This is a genomic window from Ruegeria sp. K3 (genome assembly GCF_056531845.1).
In genome coordinates this window covers 101002-122190 of the sequence record NZ_JBQFMM010000003.1, presented here as the reverse complement: position 1 = coordinate 122190, position 21189 = coordinate 101002, and the positions used below count along the sequence as shown (strand labels likewise).

General features: G+C 52.8%; 22 protein-coding genes. 6 read left to right on the top strand and 16 right to left on the bottom strand.

The genetic code is table 11. From position 1 onward, the window contains the following. Nucleotides 1-4: 4 nt before the first annotated feature. Genes ACR0MP_RS07115 through ACR0MP_RS07105 form a run of 3 tightly spaced genes read right to left on the bottom strand, consistent with a single transcriptional unit; the run spans nt 5 to nt 1716 of the window. Nucleotides 5-385, bottom strand: coding sequence for a VOC family protein (locus ACR0MP_RS07115; RefSeq protein ID WP_170408603.1), 381 nt, complete (start codon nt 383-385; stop codon nt 5-7). Further along, nucleotides 386-1429, bottom strand: coding sequence for a zinc-binding alcohol dehydrogenase family protein (locus tag ACR0MP_RS07110; protein ID WP_480893717.1), 1044 nt, complete (start codon nt 1427-1429; stop codon nt 386-388). Then, entirely contained in the window at nt 1426-1716 is a 291-nt protein-coding gene (locus ACR0MP_RS07105) for a putative quinol monooxygenase (RefSeq protein ID WP_170408604.1), read from the bottom strand. Before ACR0MP_RS07105 ends, ACR0MP_RS07110 begins: the two co-directional genes overlap by 4 nt. Nucleotides 1717-1820: 104 nt before the next feature. Between ACR0MP_RS07105 and ACR0MP_RS07100 the strand changes: the two genes are divergently transcribed. Next, complete coding sequence (locus tag ACR0MP_RS07100) at nt 1821-2708, top strand: LysR family transcriptional regulator (RefSeq protein ID WP_170408605.1); 888 nt, start codon at nt 1821-1823, stop codon at nt 2706-2708. 32 nt (nt 2709-2740) lie between these two features. Here ACR0MP_RS07100 and ACR0MP_RS07095 read toward each other — a convergent pair whose 3' ends face one another. From ACR0MP_RS07095 to ACR0MP_RS07070, 6 genes are all read right to left on the bottom strand, one after another. Further along, a complete protein-coding gene (locus ACR0MP_RS07095) occupies nt 2741-3646 on the bottom strand; it encodes a haloalkane dehalogenase (protein ID WP_170408606.1) in 906 nt (301 codons plus the stop codon). Nucleotides 3647-3875: 229 nt separating this feature from the next. Next, on the bottom strand, nt 3876-5765 hold the full coding sequence (locus tag ACR0MP_RS07090) for an SLC13 family permease (RefSeq protein ID WP_480886220.1): 1890 nt from the start codon (nt 5763-5765) through the stop codon (nt 3876-3878). A gap of 272 nt (nt 5766-6037) precedes the next feature. Further along, entirely contained in the window at nt 6038-6184 is a 147-nt protein-coding gene (locus ACR0MP_RS07085) for an AbrB family transcriptional regulator (protein WP_480886218.1), read from the bottom strand. Between the two features lie 194 nt (nt 6185-6378). Next, the gene (locus ACR0MP_RS07080) at nt 6379-7743 is read right to left on the bottom strand and encodes an alpha/beta fold hydrolase (RefSeq protein WP_170408609.1); all 1365 of its coding nucleotides are present in this window, start codon (nt 7741-7743) and stop codon (nt 6379-6381) included. Between the two features lie 479 nt (nt 7744-8222). Then, nucleotides 8223-8762, bottom strand: coding sequence for a luciferase domain-containing protein (locus ACR0MP_RS07075; RefSeq protein WP_170392859.1), 540 nt, complete (start codon nt 8760-8762; stop codon nt 8223-8225). 65 nt (nt 8763-8827) lie between these two features. Further along, nucleotides 8828-9418 carry a YceI family protein gene (locus tag ACR0MP_RS07070; RefSeq protein WP_170408610.1) on the bottom strand — a complete coding sequence of 197 codons (591 nt, stop codon included), beginning with the start codon at nt 9416-9418 and terminating at the stop codon, nt 8828-8830. 124 nt (nt 9419-9542) lie between these two features. Between ACR0MP_RS07070 and ACR0MP_RS07065 the strand changes: the two genes are divergently transcribed. Next, nucleotides 9543-10124 carry a TetR/AcrR family transcriptional regulator gene (locus ACR0MP_RS07065; RefSeq protein WP_170408611.1) on the top strand — a complete coding sequence of 194 codons (582 nt, stop codon included), beginning with the start codon at nt 9543-9545 and terminating at the stop codon, nt 10122-10124. An 832-nt stretch (nt 10125-10956) separates the two neighbouring features. Here ACR0MP_RS07065 and ACR0MP_RS07060 read toward each other — a convergent pair. After that, nucleotides 10957-11979 carry a helix-turn-helix domain-containing protein gene (locus ACR0MP_RS07060; protein ID WP_171212500.1) on the bottom strand — a complete coding sequence of 341 codons (1023 nt, stop codon included), beginning with the start codon at nt 11977-11979 and terminating at the stop codon, nt 10957-10959. Nucleotides 11980-12075: 96 nt separating this feature from the next. On the opposite strand from ACR0MP_RS07060, the gene ACR0MP_RS07055 reads away from it, so the two are divergent. Together ACR0MP_RS07055 and ACR0MP_RS07050 are read left to right on the top strand one after the other, a co-directional pair. Next, complete coding sequence (locus tag ACR0MP_RS07055) at nt 12076-13587, top strand: DUF1214 domain-containing protein (RefSeq protein WP_217360881.1); 1512 nt, start codon at nt 12076-12078, stop codon at nt 13585-13587. A 34-nt stretch (nt 13588-13621) separates the two neighbouring features. Beyond that, nucleotides 13622-15115 (top strand): DUF1254 domain-containing protein, encoded by a 1494-nt coding sequence (locus tag ACR0MP_RS07050; protein ID WP_170380003.1) that lies wholly within the window; start codon nt 13622-13624, stop codon nt 15113-15115. 138 nt (nt 15116-15253) lie between these two features. On the opposite strand, the gene ACR0MP_RS07045 is transcribed toward ACR0MP_RS07050, so the two are convergent. From ACR0MP_RS07045 to ACR0MP_RS07035, 3 genes are read right to left on the bottom strand one after another with little or no spacing between them, the layout of a single operon-like run. Beyond that, nucleotides 15254-15556 (bottom strand): hypothetical protein, encoded by a 303-nt coding sequence (locus tag ACR0MP_RS07045; RefSeq protein ID WP_214648679.1) that lies wholly within the window; start codon nt 15554-15556, stop codon nt 15254-15256. A 60-nt stretch (nt 15557-15616) separates the two neighbouring features. Continuing rightward, nucleotides 15617-16387: a nuclear transport factor 2 family protein gene (locus ACR0MP_RS07040; protein WP_170380001.1), complete on the bottom strand. Its 771-nt coding sequence runs from the start codon at nt 16385-16387 to the stop codon at nt 15617-15619. Nucleotides 16388-16422: 35 nt separating this feature from the next. After that, nucleotides 16423-17217, bottom strand: a complete 795-nt coding sequence (locus ACR0MP_RS07035; protein WP_170380000.1) for a VOC family protein — start codon at nt 17215-17217, stop codon at nt 16423-16425. A gap of 104 nt (nt 17218-17321) precedes the next feature. Between ACR0MP_RS07035 and ACR0MP_RS07030 the strand changes: the two genes are divergently transcribed. Then, a complete protein-coding gene (locus tag ACR0MP_RS07030) occupies nt 17322-18203 on the top strand; it encodes a LysR family transcriptional regulator (protein ID WP_170379999.1) in 882 nt (293 codons plus the stop codon). Nucleotides 18204-18390: 187 nt separating this feature from the next. Here ACR0MP_RS07030 and ACR0MP_RS07025 read toward each other — a convergent pair whose 3' ends face one another. The 3 genes from ACR0MP_RS07025 to ACR0MP_RS07015 all read right to left on the bottom strand — a co-directional run bounded on the left by ACR0MP_RS07025 (nt 18391) and on the right by ACR0MP_RS07015 (nt 20066). Beyond that, on the bottom strand, nt 18391-19008 hold the full coding sequence (locus ACR0MP_RS07025; protein ID WP_480886213.1) for a hypothetical protein: 618 nt from the start codon (nt 19006-19008) through the stop codon (nt 18391-18393). Between the two features lie 81 nt (nt 19009-19089). Next, nucleotides 19090-19470 carry a hypothetical protein gene (locus ACR0MP_RS07020; RefSeq protein ID WP_480886211.1) on the bottom strand — a complete coding sequence of 127 codons (381 nt, stop codon included), beginning with the start codon at nt 19468-19470 and terminating at the stop codon, nt 19090-19092. 5 nt (nt 19471-19475) lie between these two features. Then, a complete protein-coding gene (locus ACR0MP_RS07015) occupies nt 19476-20066 on the bottom strand; it encodes an adenylate/guanylate cyclase domain-containing protein (protein WP_480893714.1) in 591 nt (196 codons plus the stop codon). Between the two features lie 223 nt (nt 20067-20289). Between ACR0MP_RS07015 and ACR0MP_RS07010 the strand changes: the two genes are divergently transcribed. Then, entirely contained in the window at nt 20290-21090 is an 801-nt protein-coding gene (locus tag ACR0MP_RS07010; protein ID WP_170379997.1) for a methyltransferase domain-containing protein, read from the top strand. Nucleotides 21091-21189 lie beyond the last annotated feature (99 nt).

The following is a 21189-nucleotide window of genomic DNA, read 5'->3' as shown; positions in this document are numbered from 1 at the left end:
CCACTTATTCGGTTTCTTCAAAGTCTATGTGAATGTGATTTCCATCAGGATCGGCCACATGGACTTGCACCATTCCAGCCCCAGGGACTTCAGTTTTGCGATACTGGATCTGACTCGAGATCAGTTTTTCTTCGAATGCGCTCAACCCCGTGGCTGAGAGCGCAAAATGCTCGAGCTTGAGCCTCACTTCAGTGCCAACGTTAGGTGTTCCTTCGTGACCCACAAGATGAACCACGGCGTGATTACCCGCATACAACCATGCTCCGGGAAACGGAAAATCGGGCCGGGCCCCGTGTTTCAAACCCAGGACCTTTTCATACCAAGTAACCATCTCAGGCAACCTAGTCGTCACGATATTCACATGATCCAGCCGCTCAATTCTCATCTAAAAACCCTCAAGCACGAGTTTTCCTTTGGCCTTACCGCTTTCAAGGATAGCATGCGCTTTCTTTAAGTTTGCAGCATTGATCCTACCAAGTGTATCGGTTGCTGTGGATCTGATCTTTCCATTGTCTATCAAACCGCCGACCTGATTCAGGATTTCGCTTTGACGATTCATATCTCCAGTCCCAAAAAGCGACCGAGTGTACATGAACTCCCAATGCAATGAGATCGATTTGGGTTTGAACGGCGCGATGTCGAAGGTCTCAGGATCATCGATCAACCCAAAGCGACCTTGGGGCGTCATCACCTCTCCAGCTTGGGACGCATAAAGCTGGGAATGGTTTGTCGAATAGATGAAATCCACGCTGTCGATACCGAGAGCCTTGAGTTGTGAGCCAAAAGGTTCCGCGTGGTTGATGACTTGGTGTGCACCTAACTCTCGAACCCAGTCTTGTGTCTCGGGTCGGGACGCCGTCGCTATCACTGTCATGTCAGTGAGGGCCCGTGCTAATTGAATGGTGATTGACCCTACACCGCCTGCGCCACCAATAACCAGCAACGTATTGGTTCCGCCGGAAACGGCATCTTGGACCCGCAAGCGGTCGAACAGCATCTCAAAAGCAGTAAGCGTCGTTAGCGGCATCGCCGCAGCTGCTTTTGCAGGTATCGACTTTGGCGCTGACCCGACGATACGTTCATCCACCAGATGAAACTCGGCATTGGTTCCCGACCGGTTTATTGCCCCGGCGTACCAAACTGTATCTCCCAGACTGAAAGTCTCAACCGCTTCGCCAACTGCTTCGACGATCCCTACTGCGTCCCACCCCAGAATATCTGGTGCTGGACCTACAGGAGCACGTTTTTGACGAATTTTCGTATCGACTGGGTTCACTGACACGGCCTGCACCTTCACCAACAAGTCGTGACCTTTCGGCGTCGGTTTATCGGCCTCGAAGTCGATTAAGGCGTCCGCCCGATCAATCGACCCTGTCTTAAGGTATCCCACGGCTTTCATAACGTGCTCCTTTGTCCGGTTCTTTATCAACCGATGACTGTCATCTCATTTAGGGCGAATTCTGCAACGGCGCCTTCTGTTGCTTCCAGGTAAGCCGCAAGGTGCTGAGCACCCATGTGGGTTTGCCAAAGCTCTCGGCTTTCCCAATTTTCGTAGAACACGAAATGAGCCGGGTTGTCGTTGTCCTGGTGCAGGTCATAGTTGATGCAACCCTCTTCGGCTCGGGTTATGTCGATGAGCTTGATCAGCTCGGCCTTTACGAGGTCAATTTTGTCAGGGTTGGCTTTGATGTTGGCGACGATTGTCAGCTTGGCCATTGGAATAGATCCCTTGTGTTATTGAGCGATGCGCAAGATTTACGCCGCAGCTCCTTCGGGATAAACAGGGCAAGATCGAACATATAATCCGGAAATTCCGTTTAATGCTTTTAGACAATCTTCGCTTGTTTCTGACCATAGCCGAGAAAGGCAGTCTGGTGGCCGCGGCGCGCGAGACAGGGTTGTCGAGTACGACAGTGTCCGAACGGCTCGCGGCTCTGGAGGCACATTACGGCGTGGTTTTGTTCAACCGCACCACCCGTTCCATTAGCCTGACCGAAGAAGGCCGGACACTCGCTAATGGAGCAAGAAACGTTCTCAGTGAGGTTGCGGACCTGGACACACTTGTTCGGCACGGCGCCGAAACTCTGTCTGGTCCAATTCGCATAAGCGCGCCCATTGACTTGGGACGGAGCATTGTCTCCAAGGTTATTGCCGAATTCACCGAAAAGAACCCTGCCGTCTCAATCGAACTGTCCCTCTCGGACGGTTATGTCGACCTTGTAGGCCAAGGTTTCGACCTCGCCGTTCGCTTCGGCAACATTACGGACAGCTCACTCAGGTTGAGAAATCTGGGAAGCTACCAACGTTTCGTTTGTGCGTCCCCAAGTTACCTGGCCTCATTCGGAACGCCTAAAAAACCAGAAGATCTATTAAACCACAACTGCTTGGTGATGAGGTTTGGCGACATGCTCGACAACGTTTGGGAGTTTGGATCAGGACCAAATGCCCAGCGCGTATCGGTAAAGGGAAATCGAATTGTCAATGATGGTTCACTCATCCGCGATTGGGCGATTGCAGGCCATGGGGTCGTCTTGAAGTCCGAACTGGATGTCGGCGACGATGTTCAATCTGGCAGACTTGTTTCTGTCTTGCGCGACTTCCTCCCACCGCCGAAACCTTTGCAAATGATGTTTCCACCGAGCCGGGCCCAACCACGTCGCATAACAGCCTTAGCTGAGCATTTGCGTAGCAAATTTGGTGTGAGTTGAGGCCGCAGGGGAAGACACTAATCTGATAGCTGCTATGTCTGCTCAATGAATTTCAAAGTCGCATGTGCTAGTTCTGTGCCGGCATCTTCTTGAATGAAATGCCCGGCTTTTGGCACAACTGTATGATTTTGACCAACTGCCCCAGGGATCGACTTTTGGAACAGTTTGTCTACGCCCGCCATGACCCTGTCATCTTCTCCAAAAACAGTCAGAAACGGAGTGTTGAGGGTCTTGAAGGTTTTCCATGAGGCTCGGTTGGCTTCTGAAGCTGGATTGTCGGGCGAGTCGGGCACCAACACTGGAAACTCTCGAGCGCCTGCCAGATAGCGCGCATCTGGGAACGGTGCGTTGTATGCTGCGACTTCTTCATCGGAAATCTTGGATGATGTGCCGCCGAATACAATGCGTCCCGAATTAAATTCAGGCACGGACTGCGAGTATTCCCGCCATGAAAGAAATGCCTCACTCAAGGGTGCGTCACCGGTGGGCAAGGCCGTGTTTGCCACAACTACGCGCGAGAACCGCTCGGGCATACTCGCTACCAACCGCAAGCCTATTAGACCACCCCAGTCCTGGCAAACCAACGTGATGCCCGTCAGGTCAACCTTCCGCAACCACTCGGACATCCAGTCTACATGGCGTTGGTAGGTGTAGTCGGATCGCTCTGTTGGTTTATCCGACCTTCCAAACCCAATCAAATCAGGAGCCAGAACTCGATGGCCCGCGCCCTTGAATAACGGAATCATGCGCCGGTAAAGGAAGCACCAGGTTGGCTCTCCATGCATCAACAATACTGGTGATGCATGGGCCGGTCCTTCGTCCAAATAATGCAGTCGGAGAAGACTTCCCTCGGTGTCATCCACATCAAGATAGTTCGGGCCAAAGTTGAAATCTGGCAGCCCGTCAAACCGATGGTCCGGTGTACGAAGGAACTTCATCGTGAACTCTCCAAAAATGCCGACGGTCTTGGTCCAATAACAGTGATCGATAAAACAAGAACGGTCCAGTTCCAGCGTATACCGACTTCAGGTTTGGTTGAATTGGACACATTGCTTCGGTCCCTCGCGGAGGAGGCCCTTTTTGCAGACGTTTTGAATCCGCGCCAAAAAATTTGGTCTCAAAAACCATATATTGTGAGTTCTTCTGTACGGATCGCCGAGAGGCGGCTCAGAAGAAAATCGCAAGCCCGGTCATTGAGACAACCAAGAAAAGGAGAGTCATGATTCCACCTGAGCGAACGAAATCGACCACCCGGTAGCCTGCCGGGCCCATGATCAACGCGTTCACTTGGTGTGTTGGGATCAAAAATGAGTTGGACGTTGATATTGCCACCGTGAGAGCAAACACAGCCGGATTGCCACCCGCGGATACGGCAATAGAAACTGCTAGTGGCACCAGCAGGACAGTTGCGCCTACATTGGACATGACCAGCGTGAACGCCGTTGCCAAAACGGCAATCCCTGCTTGCAAAGACCAGATCGGCCACCCCTTCAGAAGGGCCAACACATGCGCTGCAATCCAATCCGCAGTGCCGGTGTTCTGAACCGCCTGACCTAGCGGGATCAGTGAAGCGAGTAGAAAAACAGTACTCCAACTTATCGACTCGTAGGCTTCGTCAATCGAGAGCACCCGGCTCAACACCATCCCAATAGCGCCGATCAACAGGCATAATGACAAGCGCAGATCGGAAAACAGAATTAAGCTCAACGCTATTAGGAAGAAAGCAAGCGCCCAGCCGACCTTGTGTGGCCGTAACTCTTCTTGGGGAAAGTCTGAAGTTACGACAACAAAATCCCTGTCCGACTTCAGTCGTGTCAGACGGTCCCACTGCACGTGAACCACACACGTATCACCGGCCTGCAAAGGGATTTGCCCGATATGCGTGGCTGAATGATCCTCGGTTTCAACGTGGCTCAGTGTTTCTTCTCCGCGCTGAATGGCCAACAGAGACAAACCATGTGTCTGACGGAGGCGCAAATCAATCGGAGTCTGGCCGATCACTGAAGAACCGGGCGGAATAACAACCTCGGCCACCCCGGATTGGGTCGCGGCGAAATCATCCGCAAAGACATCTAGTTGGGGTAGGATCTCTAATCCGTAAGGCTCAGCAAACTGATGCTCAACCACCCGACGCAGGCCAAGCACTGCGAGCCGCGCCGGGGCTTCGATCTTGGTATCAGCCATCGGCGCGATGACCTTGTGGCCACGATAGGACGTGCCAAGAATGTACATGTTATGGGCTACCATTAGATCTGCGAGCGTTTGCCCGATGATGATCGAACCTTCAGGAACACGTATCTCGAACATATCAGCCCTTAGCCCATAGGTGTTTTCGACATAGGTCTGCATGGACCGCGCTGCGCTTGCGTCTTCTCCACGATCCCGCTGCGCAGGGAGAACCCAACGACCAAAGAGCACAAAGTAAAGCACCCCAGTCAGCATCAGCATCACACCGATAGGCGTGACTGAAAACAGCCCAAATGTCTCCATTTGCTGGTCAGCAGGAAGGGATGAGTTTGCCGAAACAATCAGGTCATTCAACAGGATGAGGGGGGACGACCCGACTAATGTAATCGTACCACCGAGTATCGCGCAAAACCCCATAGGCATCAGCAATCTACTCATCGGGATTTCTGTACGTGCTGAGATGCGGCTGACAACAGGAAGGAAAAGCGCAGCAGCTCCGACGTTCTGCATGAAAGAGCTGATGACACCAACCGTTGTTGATATAATTGGGATAATCCGGGCCTCAGTCGTGCCACCATTCTTGAGGATCAAGGCCGCAACCTTTGACATAAGTCCAGTCTTATCAAGCCCCGCCCCAATTACCATAACTGCGATGATGGACATCACAGCGTTGGAGGAGAAACCTTCAAAGAGCTTAGATACATCGGCTAGATTACCCAGCCCCGGTAGATAGCTCAGTGCGCCAAGCAAAACCATAACAAGAATTGCTGCAACATCGATCCGTATGATTTCGGTAACTAAAAGTAAGACCGTAAAAGACAATAGACTCAGCACGGCTATCATTTCGTACGTTAGTGTTGGTAATTCCATATCTTACTCCCAAACTAACGTTACCTGACTACCAGCAAATACGAAGGACCAACTCTGCGCGGCAGATAAGGCCAAAATCCATCAGGCCGTCTCACGCGGCTCGTTTTCTCGGGCGTGGTATCTGCTGAAACCTGGATTTCTCCAACCCCAAGAGACGCTGATCACAAACTCATATGCCTCTCTTGAACATCGCAATGCGAAATGAACTTTCACCATGGCTAGAGTACAAACACATTAATTTTCGTGTCCTCATCATTCATATTCAGCCAAACTTAATTGCTAAGTCGGGAAGGCTTTGTGAAAGCCGCTACGAGGACAGGTGCCAAAACAAGCGCCGCCAAGACCCTAAAAATATGATGCACGCCGACGAACGCAACATCGCGACCAACGCTCACCGCTATGATTGACATCTCCGCCAAGCCTCCAGGTTAATAGGCCGCTACCTGCCCAAACCGGACATTCGTAACAAGACTTTGCAGTTTCCGAGATCGGGACAAAGCGGTCGATGACGAGAAGCTTAGAGTTTTCAAATTCCAGTATCGAAAGTCAAAGGGCGCACGGCATCTTCTTACCTTCGAACAATAAAGGCTTGGCAAAGAACAACGTACACTGCTCAAATTGAACTCAAGAAACGCTCAATTTCCACTAGGGCTTTAGGCCAGGCAGGATCATACTCTGGCATCGTGTTGTTTGCTGTCTCAAGGCCAATAAAGCGCGCATTCTCGATGCCGGAGGCGAATATCCTACCTTGTTCAACACTGTGCATCCTGTCTCGATTAGCGTGCATGACAAGAGCCGGACAGGTGATCCGCGGAAGTAGATCGGTTACGTCGACCCCTGCGACCAGTGGTCCAATCTTGAGCCAATCCTGATGGTCCATTGCCACTTTCATAAATTCTGCATAAGTGCGCTGGTCATGCGGACTTGCGGTTGGAGCAAAAGACTGAGCCATCAAGTCTCTTGCAGAAGGGTATTCATCGTTCCAGCCTTCAAGACTCATATCCATCATTGCTTGCCCAAGAGCGGCAATTCCAGGCTGTGAACGCACCGCGAGTCCTTGTGCAAATCCACCGAGTAGAACCAACCCCGAAACACGGTCAGGATTATGTGCGGCAAAAGCCGCCGCAATGGTTGCCCCAAAAGATATACCAAACAATGGCATTTTTTCGATCCCGGCTGCGTCCAGCACGGCCTCAACATCTTCGACGATTCGATTCAAAGACACATCCTGCACGCCGCGCTGGGACAAGCCATTGTTTCTACCATCAAACCGATAAAGGCAGTGATTTTCAGAAAGCAGCGGCAACCACCCGGCGATGGTGTTCATCGTCCAATCGTATTCCAGATGCCTGAGCCAGTTTGGTGTGACCAGTAACTTTCTTCCGCTTCCAGTAGATGTCCAGGCAAGCGTTGTACCGTCTTTTGATTTTGCAAAGCGGACGTCTTGAGAGTTAGCCAGCAGCTTGTTCTTTGCGTGTCTTTTGTCACCATCTAAATCAATAGAGTAGGCTTCCACTGGATTTGGAATTCCCTTCAACCGTATCGAGCTTTCTGGTCGCAAAGCAACCGCCAGCGAAGTTCCTGCAACTTCAGCAGCTGTCTTGCTGACGAGACAACTTCCAATATGCGCGCTGGACTGAAGGCGCGACGCAACATTCACGGCCTCTCCGAACAAGTCTGCGCCATTTGGCATTACGTCGCCAACGTGGAGACCTCCTCGAAGTGTTACGTCTTCATCTCTCATCTGATTGAAAATCTGGCTGGCAGCATTAATTGCGTCAGTGGCTGCAACAAACTCAACCAAAGCACCATCTCCCATCAGCTTGAATATTCGTCCATTGTTTTCATGGACCAACGGTCTGATCACATCGTCCAAAATGCGTTGTAGAGTGTTCAGCGTGGTCTCAGCATCCTCTGACATGCGCTTGGTATATTCGACGACATCGAGGCTTAGGATCGCAGCAATTTTCCGCTTCATCAGTCGATGTGATCCTTTTAGCTAAACCAATTCCGCTGAACCAAAATTAACAGACGAATAGATTTTTGTGGCTAAAACTTGTGCCTGGGTATTTTGCTAAGCCTGCAAGTTCCAAAACTTGCGTTGAAACACACAGCCGAGCAAAATGTCTTTTTGGCTGGCGAAACCTAGAATTAAGGTGAAGTAGTTAGCGCGTTTCGCGTTACTAACAAAGGTTCACTTTGCAATATCCATTCTGAAAGTGTCAGCCCGTTGCTCTCTTCATCTGTGACCGATGGCAGCCCGAAGCGGAACTTCGACTCTGAGCTTTGCAAAATCTAACAAGCGGACGGCAGCTACCATTAGTGTGAATGGCTTGAAGGTATCGAGCGCTTCGCCACGGCGACAATTTAAGAAAAAATGACTGTGAGAAACAAGGTGGCTGAAACTGCGCTCTGACAGGAAACAGGTGTCCCCGCACACTTTCGCACAATTCGAGCTTAGCCCAAGGTGTTGCCGGTGATGAAGGTGTACGAGCTTTCTACCAGATCGATGACGACATCCAACTCTTCTGGTGTGGTCGGTGTATATATCAAGACAAAGCCGCTCCACCCAGGACGTTGCTTGGCCCAAGGGTGAGCTACGGCCCAGCCAGCCTCAATTGCCCGCCGCGCCATTGCCGGATGCAGCGAAGCGTGCAAGCTGCCATCAGGATGCATATGCGCAAATTCAAACCCACCGACGATAGAGCTCGGTTGAGACAAAAACATGTCGGGATCAAGCTGAAAACCAATTGCGCCAGGTAGTGATATGCGTGTGGGGCCAAGTGTAACCCCTGGGAATTGAGCAACTCGCTCCAGCAATAGCTGGGCCAATTCGGCATCAATTTTGACACCAATCTGAGTATGCGGTACGCCGCTTGTCGTTTCAGGACGGTGCGAGGTGCGCTCCGGCAAGGAGCGCTCTTGCGCGGACGCCATCGAGCACATCAATGCCACTACCGTGATAGCAACCGCCAATGTTCTCAGGTGCACATTCATTTTGTTGTCAGCCCGTCAAAAGTAAAGATTGAGTGCTCAGCGCGGTTTCGGTGCCCCTGCACGCATCATTCAGCTTTTAACGCCTCGATATTGATCAAGAGATCTATTTCGTCGCTCACGGCTGGTGCAAAGGCCCCAAGTCCGAATTCAGACCGCACGATAGTCGCCGTTGCTGCCAGCCCCAAGGTCGGTCTGCCCTCCTTTTCGCCAAAAGGGTATGGCGCTGACTTGTTAAGCGTTGTTTCCAGAACAACAGGTTTGGTGATGCCATTCATGGTCAGGTCGCCAGAAATATTCGCGGAATTGTCCCCGGTGACTTCGATGCTGGTTGAGGCGAATGTGACCACGTCACCGTCAGTCGCGCCAAAAAAATCATCGGACATGAAGTGTTGCAAACGGGCATCCCAGCCCGTGATCATAGATTTTACAGGCATAGACACTGTGACAGATGATGCAGACGGATCATCTTCGTTGAACTTTATCTCACCGCTAAAACCTGAGAACATTCCAAATGTTTCTGAGAACCCGATGTGGTCGTAGCTGAACAATACCTGGCTGTGTCCAGGATCCAGCTCGTAGGTGCCACTCTCGGACAAAGCGGTTGTTGCGCCCATCGATAAGAGTACCGCCAGCGGGGTTGCTGCCACTTTGAACATTGATACGCTCCCATTTTGACAAGACGTGTTTGTGGAATTGAGTTTTGCGATTTAGGTATTGGCTGACCATACTTTTAGGGCAAAATGTTCTACAGCGCAACAAAATGTTCTATAGGAGGGGCGATTGAAAGAAGATCCCAGGCTGATCGCCACACGACAGGCCGCACTTGATGCGGCGCAAAGGATACTGATGGATGAGGGCGTGCTGCACGTAACTCATGGCGCGGTTTCAAAGGCAACGGGCATTTCGCGCAGCACACTTTACAGGCACTGGCCAGATGCGCGCGGTCTGCGTGATGCAGCATTCAGGCGCATCGCAACACCGCCTAACATACCACCCAAAACAGATGGCCCGCTGCGATCTGACCTGCGCTGGTTACTCGGAGTACTGATGGGAGCCTTGAACGACACACCATGGGGCCAAATTGCGCCTCAAGTTGTCGCTGCTGCGTCCACCGATGCAGAAGCGCGCTTGGTGATCACTGAATTCATGAAAGACAGGTTTGCAAGTGTTGAAGCCGTGCTTTCAGCCGCAATAGATCGGGGTGAGATCGCCGCCGACGTTCCGGTTGACCAATTCATAGAACTGGCAGTCGCTGCACCTTATTTCCGCAAGCTCATTCGTCACGAGGCGCTGAACGAAGAATGGTTGGACAAACATGTCGATCTGCTTTGCAGTATCGCGAAAACCAATTCAGGACAGTGACCATCGCCTGACTTTGCAATCACAGCGACCTTCAACTGGCGCGAGATTTCGACAGAACAGCAAGTTATGATCAATAGCCTGTCCAGCCGGTTCCTCATAACTGCTGCTCCAAAAGGTCTCGGCAAACGTTCGCTATGATCGTTCGTTGAGGTTTGCAAAGTCTGCTTTCTGCGCATTTCTGTAATTCGGCCAGCCCCTCGAGAAGTTCTGACGTTGGAGTAACTTCAAGATCGAGCGTCGCGTCCAAAGCCAAAACACTTGGGTCAGAAAAATAACGATAGACCGTCGCACGGCTGGTTCTTGCACGTTCTACGCTGACAAATTTGAGTCGTGGACAGCGGACGAGATTGAAGCTCTTCGATGTGATGTGGTTGAGACAGCCACAGAGGAAGAACTAATGGCCGAGGTCGAACGCCGGCGAAGAGCTGGTCTACTGCCCAAGGAGGCCTCGAATGATGGCTTCTCAGATATGGTTGATGATCTCTGGGGCAAACTCGATACAGACCCAGACCGCTAGTACAGCGTACCTGCCGCTCTTAACCAATATTTGACATAAGAAGTCTATGGCGACTGTCGTCGTAGTAGTGCGTGCTTCTTCTAAGCTCCTCTCCTGCTAGGAACCAAAGCGCCCCAGATAAGCATTTCGCCAGCACTGCTCTGCGGAACTATGTACCACCAGTCTCTACCATGAGTATGGTTGACCGCAACCAGCCCAAAGCGGACCTTCACTATGAGCTTTGCACCCTCTGAGATGCGGACTTTATTGCCATTGGATCAAAGTCGGCTATGCGGACAAAGCAGACATTGGAAGATTGCTCTCGCGACCCACAAGTCAACTATTGTCGGAGTTCATCTTGCGATAGTCAGAGGGCGTCAGTCCCGTCACCTTCCTAAATGCGCGGCTGAAATTATTTGCGGTTTCATATCCTAGCATGGAGGAGATACTGGAGACTGTCTCGCGCGTATCTGTGAGGAGTTCCTCGGCCCTTGCTACCCTGACATCGTTGACGATTTCGCGAAAACGAACCCCTTCGGTTGCTAACTTCCGTTGTAGTGTGCGAACGCCAAGATCGAGCGAACGCGCGGTGGCATCAATCGACATTTCCTCCCGATGAAGTTGTTGCCAAACCACTTCCTCGACTTGTCCTCTAAGTGTTTGAGGTGGGCCGCCCAATCGTTCGCGAGAAATATCTCCGACGGTTGTCGAGCCGCCGGTAAGTTTTTTGGGCGTGGTTTCGGCTCGCAAAGCCGATGCATCAAAATCAACCCCAAGCCGGGAGGCGTTCCAGATTACAGGACAAGCGTAGGTGTCTTCTGCCTCGACAAATCCAGGAACCTTCGGGAAGTCCAAGAGCACGGCAGATGGCTTCCAGTCGCTTCCTAAATACGCGCGGAATATGCTCAAAAAAACCCCAACGGCCGAGAAGCCGATGTCCGGATACGCGAAATGCGAGCGAAGTCCAAAACGATAACAGTAGCGCGCGCTTGTGCCCGAAGTTTCAAGCCACGCGCGATCCGTAGACGAATGAAATGGCATGACGGCAGAAGCTCGTATTAGCGCTGCCCCCAGCGTTGGAGCAGAAAGAACGTAACTCCCCCAGGCGCCGTAGTCAGCGACAGTGAGATACGGTGACCACAACAATCCGATGTTTTGTTGTCCCGTGGATCGTGCGGCTTCGTGCACAAAGGTCGCCAAGGCATGCTCCGAGATGTAACCGCCTCTTTCCTCAATGAAGTGAACAGGAAGAACGGCAGAGTCAAAAGCACGCAACAAGCGTCTTTCCCCAGCGGCCTCAAGCACAAACTGGGGCATCGCGCCCAAGGCCTTAGCCGAAATCATCGGTGGTAGGTTCAATCCGTCAACCCGCTTGTTCGCCCGCGTGTCGTGAAATGATACGCATCGGCTGAACGGATGTGCAAGCTTTCCCTAAACAGCAGGGAGCATTGCAATATGAAAATACTTCGGCCATTACACGGCGGTTTTTCGATGCATTTTTTGGGAATGGTGCTCGGCGCAGGTATTTCTGCTTCACCAGTTTTCTCCCAGTCCTTCAACGACACGGGCGACATCCTTGCACGATCAGCCGAGGTCGAGGACATCGAGTACAAGATTATGGTGCAGCGTGCCACCCAGACGGCCATCTGGGGAATGCCTGCCGCCGGTATGATCGATTTCCTCAAGGGCATTCGCCGCGACCTCGGTGGCGACTACAATGACATCATTTATCTCAACAAGCCGTTCGACTCCAAACATGGGTTTCTTACGGCCAACGATGTTACGGCCTATGCTTGGGCTTCAATGACCTCCGAACCCGGTCCCCTTGTCATTGAAGTGCCCGCTGCCACCGACAAGGTGAACTACTTCGGTACAATCGTGAATGCTTGGGATGTTCCTATTGTGGACGTAGGTCCCGATGGTTTCGATGAAGGTGCCGGCGGCAAGTACCTCATGCTACCCCCAGGCTACGAAGGGGAAATGTCGCTGGAGGAAATAACTGAAGCGGGATACCTTCCCTTTGAAACAGATACCTACGAATATGGTTTTTCGTTCCGGCCAAAACTGACGAATGGCGGAACGGACACCGATGCGGCCGAGTACGCTCAGACGATCAAAGTGTACTACCTGTCTGAGGCTGACAATCCACCACCCAACAACTATCTCGAAGCGTCAGAAGTGCCGTACGACTCGCTTCCATACTACAACGAGACCTTCTTTCAGGACTTGAATGATTACGTTCAAAACAACCCCGTCAGACAACAAGACAAGGTCATGGTAAATTTCCTGAAGGATCTCGGGATCGAAAAGGGAAAACCTTTCGAACCATCGGAAATTCAGTTGAAAGCAATGAATGAGGGTTTGTTGTTGGCGTATGCCTCTATGCAGAACTACTTTGTTACGCCCGGCAAAGCCATGATACCGCTCTGGGTCGACGATAGCGGCGAGATGAAAAGCCAGTGGCTGATATGGGACTTTGCCGAAGGTCAACCCGAGGCAGGCTTCCCGTATGAGACTGAGACAGAGGTACTTGTGGATGCGCGTGCGGGCGGCAGCTACTTCTGGATCACGTACCTGCCGAAACAACTCGGTGGCGGCACCTTTTATCTGACGGGCCTTCGCGACAGCGACGGCGACATGTACGACCACAATCAGACTTACAGACTTAACGTGCCAGCAGACACACCTGCCGACGATTTCTGGTCCGTGATTGTTTATTCGATGGAGACCAAGAGCTTCATCCGGAACGTTGATCCAGTGGGTCTGTCCGAGCGCGACACAGACTCTATGCAAGCCGATGAAGACGGTTCTTACGACATCTTTTTTGGACCGGAGGCACCGGAAGGCAAGGAAAGCAACTGGATACCAACCACAGAGCCGTACTTCCTTTTGTTCCGTCTATATGGGCCGCAAGACGGATGGTTGGAAAGTGGCTGGATGCTGGGCGATCTAGAAAAAGTAAACTGATCAAAACAAACAAAAATTCCCAATGGAGTGAACAATGAAAACAAAGTCGTTAGCCGTGCTGACCGCCCTGGTACTCGCATCGCAATCTCCAGCCCAAGAGTACAAGGCTGAAGTTCCGGATAGCATAATCGTACCGGATCAGGTGGAGACACGATTTGGAACGTTGGAATATTTTGACGGCTTGCCGACGCCGGATACAGCTAAGCTGTCGTATAACGCATTAAATTTCATGCGTGGCATGCAGGTATTCATGGATGGAATGCCTGCAGCCTCAACATATGCAATGTGTCACGGGCTCGAAGAGGGCGCTGGCGTTGATCCGATGAAGATCGGGATCTTTGAAGACCTGTATAACGCCCGTTCGCTTCTTCTCACGCCGAACACCACGACAATCTACATTCTTAACTGTACGGACCTGTCCGAAGGGCCAGTGGTTTACGACGTGCCGCCGGGCATGCTGGGGTTCGTGAACGATGCCTATATGCGTTATGTCACTGACATCGGGAACGCTGGGCCTGACGCTGGCGAGGGTGGGAAGTTCTTGATCGTTCCGCCCGACTATGAAGGTGAGTTGCCGGACGACGGTTACTATATTGTGAAGCCGCCAAGCTATCGGAACTGGTTTCTGTTGCGTGCGTTTTATGGGGAAGACGGCGTTGGAGCCGCAGTGGATCGTGTGAAGGAAACTCTTCGTGTTTACCGGTGGGAAGACCGCGACGCGCCGCCCGATCAGGAATTTGTGAACCTGACTGATCTTCAGTTCAACACGATACACGCCAATGACTTTTCCTTCTTTGAAGAGATGAAGGCCGTTGTAGACAACGAAGCGGAAGGAGCACTTCCCGATGAATTGATGGGAGCAATGTTCTCGCTGGGTATCCGAAAAGGTGAACCATTTGAACCCGATGACGAACTGAGGCTGCTGCTCACAGAGGCAGTCGCATTGGGCACGGCGGCGGCTAAGTCGTTGAATTTTGCTCCTCGCTCGCGTGCGCCATTCTACTATGACGAAGGGTATTGGAAGACGGCGTTCGTCGGTGGCAATCATGAGTTCCAGGCGGGGGACGTGAAAATCCTCGATGCGCGGACCCTGTTCCACTACTACGCGACTGGCATTACGCCTGCCATGGTTGCACAAAAGGTTGGTGTCGGGTCGCAATATGCGCTGGCAAACCGGGACAGTGACGGGAACTACTTCGATGGGAGCAACACCTATTCCGTCACCATCCCGCCAAATCCGCCCGCGCAGGATTACTGGTCTTTCGTCGTTTACGACACCCAAACCCGTTCACTGCTCGAAACTGATCAGAAACTCGCAGGGGTCGACAGCAACCAAGCTACATTGGAAGCGAATGAAGACGGAAGTTACACTGTCTGGTTCGCGCCTGAAGCGCCTGAAGGCAAAGAGGGCAACTGGATACAGACGATGCCGGGCAAATCTTGGTCGACCGTACTGCGATTGTATGGCCCTCTCGAGCCTTGGTTCGACGGATCGTGGCGCCCGGGCGAGATCGAACTTATGGAGTGATAGACTGTCAATTTAGCGCCCTAACAGTTCGCTATCGAGAACGAGATGTCGTGCCATGTGAGTGCGCATCCCGAACAACGCGACAACAACCAGGGGAGGGCGGCAACTACCTCGTAGTGCCGCCCTTCTGTTTGTCTGCTATCGCGCTAAATTGTAGCGTGTCATCGACATTGTGGTTGCATCGATCATGCTCATGAATCGTTCAGCAGCGGGTGCTGATGCAAAGCTATCCATGGACGCTTGGGCGTCTTCGGCACTTTCCCAGTTAACTACCACTGCCCATTTGCCATCTGTGAATGCAGCTTGGCGCGAGACAAAGCCTGGTTGTTTGCTGACATGCTCATCTTCGATGACTTTATCAACAGGTTCGAACTCTTGCGGTGTAACGCCTTCAGCAAGGTCCATCGTCACAATTTCAATGACGCCGACGTCTTGTGCCATTGCGTTACCTCCTACGAGCATTATCAGGGTGATCAAGAACGCTTTCATGATGGCACCCGATCAAAACTTTCCATTGTCGTGGGCCATCTCGGACGGGATGTCCGCGATTACGTCCCAATGCTCAACGATCTTGCCGTCTTCGACGCGGAACAGGTCATAGAAGGCAGTCGGCTTGTCGGCAAACGTGCCCTCGGAGGCGGTGAAGACAAAGTTGCCCTCGGCCACAACAATGTGGACGTCCGTGTAGATCATCTGGATGCCTTGCTCGGCCATGCCTGCAAGAGCCGCACCCAAACCGTCCAGACCGTCAGCAATGTTGCTGTTGTGCTGTATGTAGGTCTCCGTCGACAGAAATTCGGTTATCCGGTCAACGTCGCCATCCTTCAGGATGGTGTGCACAAAGTCTGTGACCAGCGCCTTGTTCTCAGCGGTCTTATCCAGATCGGTTATCTCAGTTGGACCATCGGTCTGAGTATGACCCGACGGGTTCGGCGGTGTGATTGGTGTCAGGTTGTCCCAGTGTTCTGCAACCTTTCCGTCCTCGACGCGGAAGACATCAAAGCCAACCAAGGTGTCTGCACCAAACGCCTGGGCGTTGTTGTAGGTGGTATGCAGGACGACGATATCGCCCTCCGTGATGACCCGGTGGATGTCCACCTCGATCCCGCTTTCCTTAAGACCGGGGATAAACCCCAGGATTGGAGCGGCACCTGTGGGTACAGCAGGGTTGTGCTGAATGTAGTCATTTGCCAGCAGTTGTTCGGCTGCGGTTGCGTCGAAGTTGACGAAAATGGCGGCTACAGCCTCCAATACGAGCTCTTTAGGTGTCATTGTTGTTGTCCTCTCTTGGTTTGATTTGACGATATTCACGCGGCGCAGGCTTGCGCCGAGTTGATCGTGAATTCAGTGCCCCACGGGTCGACCTTGCGGCCGGGCGTGAGAGTTTTGGGGTCTGCCAACAGCTCAACACTTGTGAGACCAGTGGCCCCAGCAGAGCGCGAGCCTGCTCCCTTGGATTGCCAAGCGTTTGTAGCTAGGTGGTGATGGTAGCCACCGGACCCGAACCAGCGGGCTGAGGGCAGCTCAAAGGTCTGAACCATACTCAGTTCGTCAGTAACGAATTTCGCTGCTTTGCTGACATCACCGACACGTAAATGAACGTGTCCGATGACTGTGCCTTGTGGTGCGCCTTGCCACTGTGTGGCATCTTCTGTGAGTGATTTCAGATCGAGCGGGTGCGTTGTCATGTGGACGGTATCGCCCTCGCGTTTCCACATTTTGCGAGGCAGGTCACGATAGATTTCGATGCCGTTTCCTTCGGGATCGTTCAGATAAAGCGCCTCGCTGACACCGTGGTGGGATGCCCCGTCCAGGCGAACACCGCGCTCATCCGCGTAGATCAGCCATGCGCCGAGGTCTTGTTTGGAAGGCAACAGAAATGCCGTGTGAAACAGCCCCGCCTCTTTAGGAAAGGGTTTGGCGTTTCGGTCCTGGCGCAGCTCGATCAGCGTTCCAGCCTCGGTGCCGAGGTAGGCGCTTTCACCGTCGCGTTCGATCAGGCCGAGGCCAATCACGTCTTCATAGAAGGTGGCGGTCTTATCCAGATCGCGCACCGTCAGGGCGACCTGACCTATTGAGATGGGGGCGTCTGACGCTGCCATGTTCTTTTCTCCTGCGATTAAGCTTGAGAGGAACTTAGCGATGGTCTTTTCTCCATAAAATGGCGATAAGAGCGAGTGTGTATCGCGCAAATGGAGACAATTCTATGGACCGGATCGACGGGATGCAGAGCTTCGTGGCTGTTGTGGAATCCGGTTCTTTTGCCGCCGCCGGACAACGGCTTGGCATTTCAAACAAGCTGGTCAGCAAGCGTGTCGCACAGCTCGAAAACATGGTTGGGCTGAATCTTCTCCATCGCACCACCAGGTCTATGTCGCTGACCCACGAGGGGGAGCGATATCTGGAAGGAGCGCGACGAGTGCTGGCTGAGATGGAGCAGTTGGAGACTGAGTTTGACGCTTCAGAGGGCTTGAAGGGCATCGTTCGTGTGGCCGCGCCCCTTACCTATGGCGACACGGCGGTGGCTAAAGCAGCAAGCCGCTTCGTAGAGCAACACCCGAACGTCACGGTCGAATTGGACTTGTCGGATCATTATGCCGATCTGGCCAAGGGCGGTTTCGATATCGCAATACGGATCGGCGCGCTCAGTGACTCCAGTTTGGTCGTTCGCAAGCTTGGTGAAACGCATATGAAAGTCGTCGCGACCCCTTCCTACCTTGAAGAACATGGCGCACCTTCACATCCTGCGGAACTCTCGGACCACATTTGCATTCGAGATGCGAACAACCCGGATCCAAACCGCTGGCCCTTCCAGATCGAAGGGCAAACCGTGCAGGTGCCTGTCTCTGGCCCATTTCTCGCAAACAGTCCTCCCGCCTGCCTCGTTCCGACGCGCGCAGGGAGCGGCATCTTCATATGCCCAGATGTGTTTTTGGGGGACGACCTTGAAACCGGACGTCTTGTGCAACTCTTTCCGGAGTTCCATTCCCGCACTTTGCCGATCCAAAGCGTGCAGTTGCCTTCGGCCTTTCGAAAGCCGCGTGTTAAGTCCTTTGTCGAGTTTATGCGTGAAGAGATTCGAGCGTAGGAAGTCCAAATCAGTCACTCGCGCTATGCGCAGCATTTGGTAGGTATGGGCTCAGTGTTTCCGTTCTCTGCGGCTTGCATGATTGACTGGTCGCAGCCCGAAGCGGACAATCAAATCCGAGCCTTTTAGTAAAAAAGATGCGTTAACAAGCTTTCGAATTAACCAACTCAACTTGGTTCCGGCACTGCTATTCTGGCAACCCTGCCCTGCGAAGCGCTTCAAAGTAACGTTCAGCGCCTTCAGAGCCACCATAGTCCACGTTGCTACGCCACTTCGAAATCGTCTCACCAGGTTCCATTTGCAGCATTTGCGTCAAAGCAGCAGACGCCTCTTCAGGTTCCCCAAGCATTGCGTGAGCAGCAGCCCTCGTGCTGTGGAGCGGGGCATAGTTCTTTGAAAAGCGCAAACCTGCCTCTGCGTAGGCGATAGCATCGCGGTCTCGACCAAGCATTACGCAAGAGGTGGCAGCACCTCCGGAAGCCCCCACGAAAACGGCACCATATCGGCCCAACCGAAGCGCCGTCTGAAAACAGCTTAGTGCCATTTTAGGAAACCCAGCCCAGTTGTACCCCCACCCCATAAACAAATGCAGACGGGCATCCAATGGCGCCCTTTGCCGGATTTGCTCAAGCGCCACGGAGAGCCGATCCGCATCTCTGTCTACATTGTAGTCAGCCACAGCGACACTCAGATCAAGAGTTGGGCTTTGCCCCGCCATGTGTCGTCCGGCCTCGATCCAGTCTGGCAGTTTCTCATAGTAGGATGACAGTTCGCGACGAAGATCATAGGTGCTCGCGCCATTCATTGTCCAAATAGCTTCCGCATAGGCCGCCGCGAGGGTTGGTTTGGTTTCTATGGCCCTGGCGTGGTACGATAGCGCCTCTTCTTAGCTGCCGATGCCGGCATCCGACCAAGCGATCATGCCCATCAAAACGCATTGCTCGGCTGTCAGTTCGTCTTCTGGCAACGCGGAGAGCTTTGCGGTCTCAGACTGGATCAAGATTCCGCTAACCGCATCCAATAGCTTTTCCACGACCTCGTCCTGCCAATCAAAGATGGCATCGACCGAACCGTCGAACTTCTGGGTCCAGATTTCAGAACTAGAAGAGTCACTTAAGCGGGCTTCCAGACGCAATCGGTCGCCGTGTCCACGCAACACACCGCGAAGTGCATATCCCTCTGATGGTTCTGTGGAAGATATCGCTGCGTTTAACCAGTTGATCGTTCGAAAATAAGAACCGAAATCTGAAGTGAGAGCCGCGGCCATTTCCTTTAACTCAGTGCTTTGGTCGCTGCACGTGACAGGATGGATGGATAACTTTGGCAAGCTCGTCTCTGTGAAAGAAGGCGAGCTTTGCGATGCACCCAGGTGTGGTCCATCGTGAATCCACACATCCAGGCTGCGCTGGATGTTCTTAAGCCTCTTCTCCCTACAGCTTTGAATGCGTCTGCCAGAGTGTGTTCAAGGTTCAAGTGTACGGGTTCAGAAATTGCGATGCCACCGGTTGGCGCAATGCTCTCAAGCCGAGCGGCAATATTCACGCCGTCGCCCAGAATGTCGTCACCTTTTTCTGTGACATCGCCCACATGAACGCCGATCCGCAGGTTCATTAACGAGTGTTCAGCCAACTGCTCTTGTAGCCGGATTGCTGCGGTTACAGCTCGCGCCGCGCTGTCAAATTGCACCAACCAACCATCGCCCATGCTTTTCACGACACGACCTGACTGGCCTGCTATCGTTGGGGCGAAGATGTCGCTTTCCAGGTGATCAAGCATTAGAATTGTGGCTTGCTCATCTTGGTGCATAAGCGCCGAATACCCAACGACATCCGCGGCTAGAATTGCCGCCAACCTTCGTTGCAACTGTTGCCCCTTGTTCGACATGCGTTCGACGATAGATGATGCGGCCCTCTACTCCAACTGCCTGAATACGAGGTTCGCTCAGGGCTTTTTACTGAAGCTCCTTGCCCTTGGCATAAACCTCCTATTTGCCCCAAGTTAAGCATTTCGGCACGGCTTGTGCTTGATTCAGGTGATGCTAGGATTTTTGGTAGAGAATACTGAGCAGTATTGGAGGCTGGTGGGGATGGCTGATCCGTTTCAAGATGTAGATGCTGCGGGAGCGGAGTTCATTTCCGCATTTGCCGACTCGATGGACGCGCGTCAGGCCGACCCCACAATGGAAAAGATCGTTTCAGACTATCTGGCCAAACTTTTGTTTGCGAAAGATAGCCTAACGATTGAAGTCGGATGCGGTGCAGGAGCTGTCACGCGCCGCATTGCGGAGAAGGCCAAACCCGCGCGTGTTATTGGTTTCGAGCCGTCTGTAGGCTTTGTGACCGAAGCAAGGGCGCGGGTTGGGGGCCACGACAATGTGGAGTTTGAGGTCGCAGGAGGAGCGTCGCTTCCCCTGGATGATGGCTCAGTTGATAACGTGATAATGCACACAGTGCTTACCCATGTGGAAGATCCGGCACCTCTTTTAGCCGAAGCAGGGCGCGTCCTTCGGTCGGGGGGGTGTCTCGTAGTGTGTGACGCTGACTTTTCGAAAGCGTCACTGGGAAACATGCCGAACGATCCCCTGGGCGCCTGCGCCAAGATATTTGTGAACGAGTTCGTGACCGACCCATTTGTTGTCGCCAAGCTGCGCGGCCTGGCCTCCAATGCGGGGTTCACAGTTGAAGACTTCAGTCTTCAAAGCAGAAGCATTCTGGACAACGACCAAATGCTCCCTTGGGTCGAAGAGACTGGAAAGGTGCTAATGAAACGCGGTGAAATTGGAGAGGATCTGCACAATGGATTGGTCGCCGAGTATCGCCGTCGAGCAAGAGAGCGCACACTTTTTGGCTATCAGGTATTTGCAACACTGATTTCGAGGCGGCCCTAACTCTTGGCATTCGAGTTGCGACGGTAGACAACAGTCAGCCACCAACCCTGCTCCATAAGATGGTTTAGCGAGCGCAGCCGAGGTCAAGGGGCGCGTTGT

What these genes read in the sequence shown, in the direction of transcription:
- ACR0MP_RS07115 (WP_170408603.1), bottom strand. Translation starts at nt 385, where the DNA reads ATGAGAATTGAGCGGCTGGATCATGTGAATATCGTGACGACTAGGTTG.
- ACR0MP_RS07105 (WP_170408604.1), bottom strand. Translation starts at nt 1,716, where the DNA reads ATGGCCAAGCTGACAATCGTCGCCAACATCAAAGCCAACCCTGACAAA.
- ACR0MP_RS07100 (WP_170408605.1), top strand. Translation starts at nt 1,821, where the DNA reads ATGCTTTTAGACAATCTTCGCTTGTTTCTGACCATAGCCGAGAAAGGC.
- ACR0MP_RS07095 (WP_170408606.1), bottom strand. Translation starts at nt 3,646, where the DNA reads ATGAAGTTCCTTCGTACACCGGACCATCGGTTTGACGGGCTGCCAGAT.
- ACR0MP_RS07090 (WP_480886220.1), bottom strand. Translation starts at nt 5,765, where the DNA reads ATGGAATTACCAACACTAACGTACGAAATGATAGCCGTGCTGAGTCTA.
- ACR0MP_RS07080 (WP_170408609.1), bottom strand. Translation starts at nt 7,743, where the DNA reads ATGAAGCGGAAAATTGCTGCGATCCTAAGCCTCGATGTCGTCGAATAT.
- ACR0MP_RS07075 (WP_170392859.1), bottom strand. Translation starts at nt 8,762, where the DNA reads ATGAATGTGCACCTGAGAACATTGGCGGTTGCTATCACGGTAGTGGCA.
- ACR0MP_RS07070 (WP_170408610.1), bottom strand. Translation starts at nt 9,418, where the DNA reads ATGTTCAAAGTGGCAGCAACCCCGCTGGCGGTACTCTTATCGATGGGC.
- ACR0MP_RS07055 (WP_217360881.1), top strand. Translation starts at nt 12,076, where the DNA reads ATGAAAATACTTCGGCCATTACACGGCGGTTTTTCGATGCATTTTTTG.
- ACR0MP_RS07050 (WP_170380003.1), top strand. Translation starts at nt 13,622, where the DNA reads ATGAAAACAAAGTCGTTAGCCGTGCTGACCGCCCTGGTACTCGCATCG.
- ACR0MP_RS07045 (WP_214648679.1), bottom strand. Translation starts at nt 15,556, where the DNA reads ATGGCACAAGACGTCGGCGTCATTGAAATTGTGACGATGGACCTTGCT.
- ACR0MP_RS07040 (WP_170380001.1), bottom strand. Translation starts at nt 16,387, where the DNA reads ATGACACCTAAAGAGCTCGTATTGGAGGCTGTAGCCGCCATTTTCGTC.
- ACR0MP_RS07035 (WP_170380000.1), bottom strand. Translation starts at nt 17,217, where the DNA reads ATGGCAGCGTCAGACGCCCCCATCTCAATAGGTCAGGTCGCCCTGACG.
- ACR0MP_RS07030 (WP_170379999.1), top strand. Translation starts at nt 17,322, where the DNA reads ATGGACCGGATCGACGGGATGCAGAGCTTCGTGGCTGTTGTGGAATCC.
- ACR0MP_RS07025 (WP_480886213.1), bottom strand. Translation starts at nt 19,008, where the DNA reads ATGAATGGCGCGAGCACCTATGATCTTCGTCGCGAACTGTCATCCTAC.
- ACR0MP_RS07020 (WP_480886211.1), bottom strand. Translation starts at nt 19,470, where the DNA reads ATGGCCGCGGCTCTCACTTCAGATTTCGGTTCTTATTTTCGAACGATC.
- ACR0MP_RS07010 (WP_170379997.1), top strand. Translation starts at nt 20,290, where the DNA reads ATGGCTGATCCGTTTCAAGATGTAGATGCTGCGGGAGCGGAGTTCATT.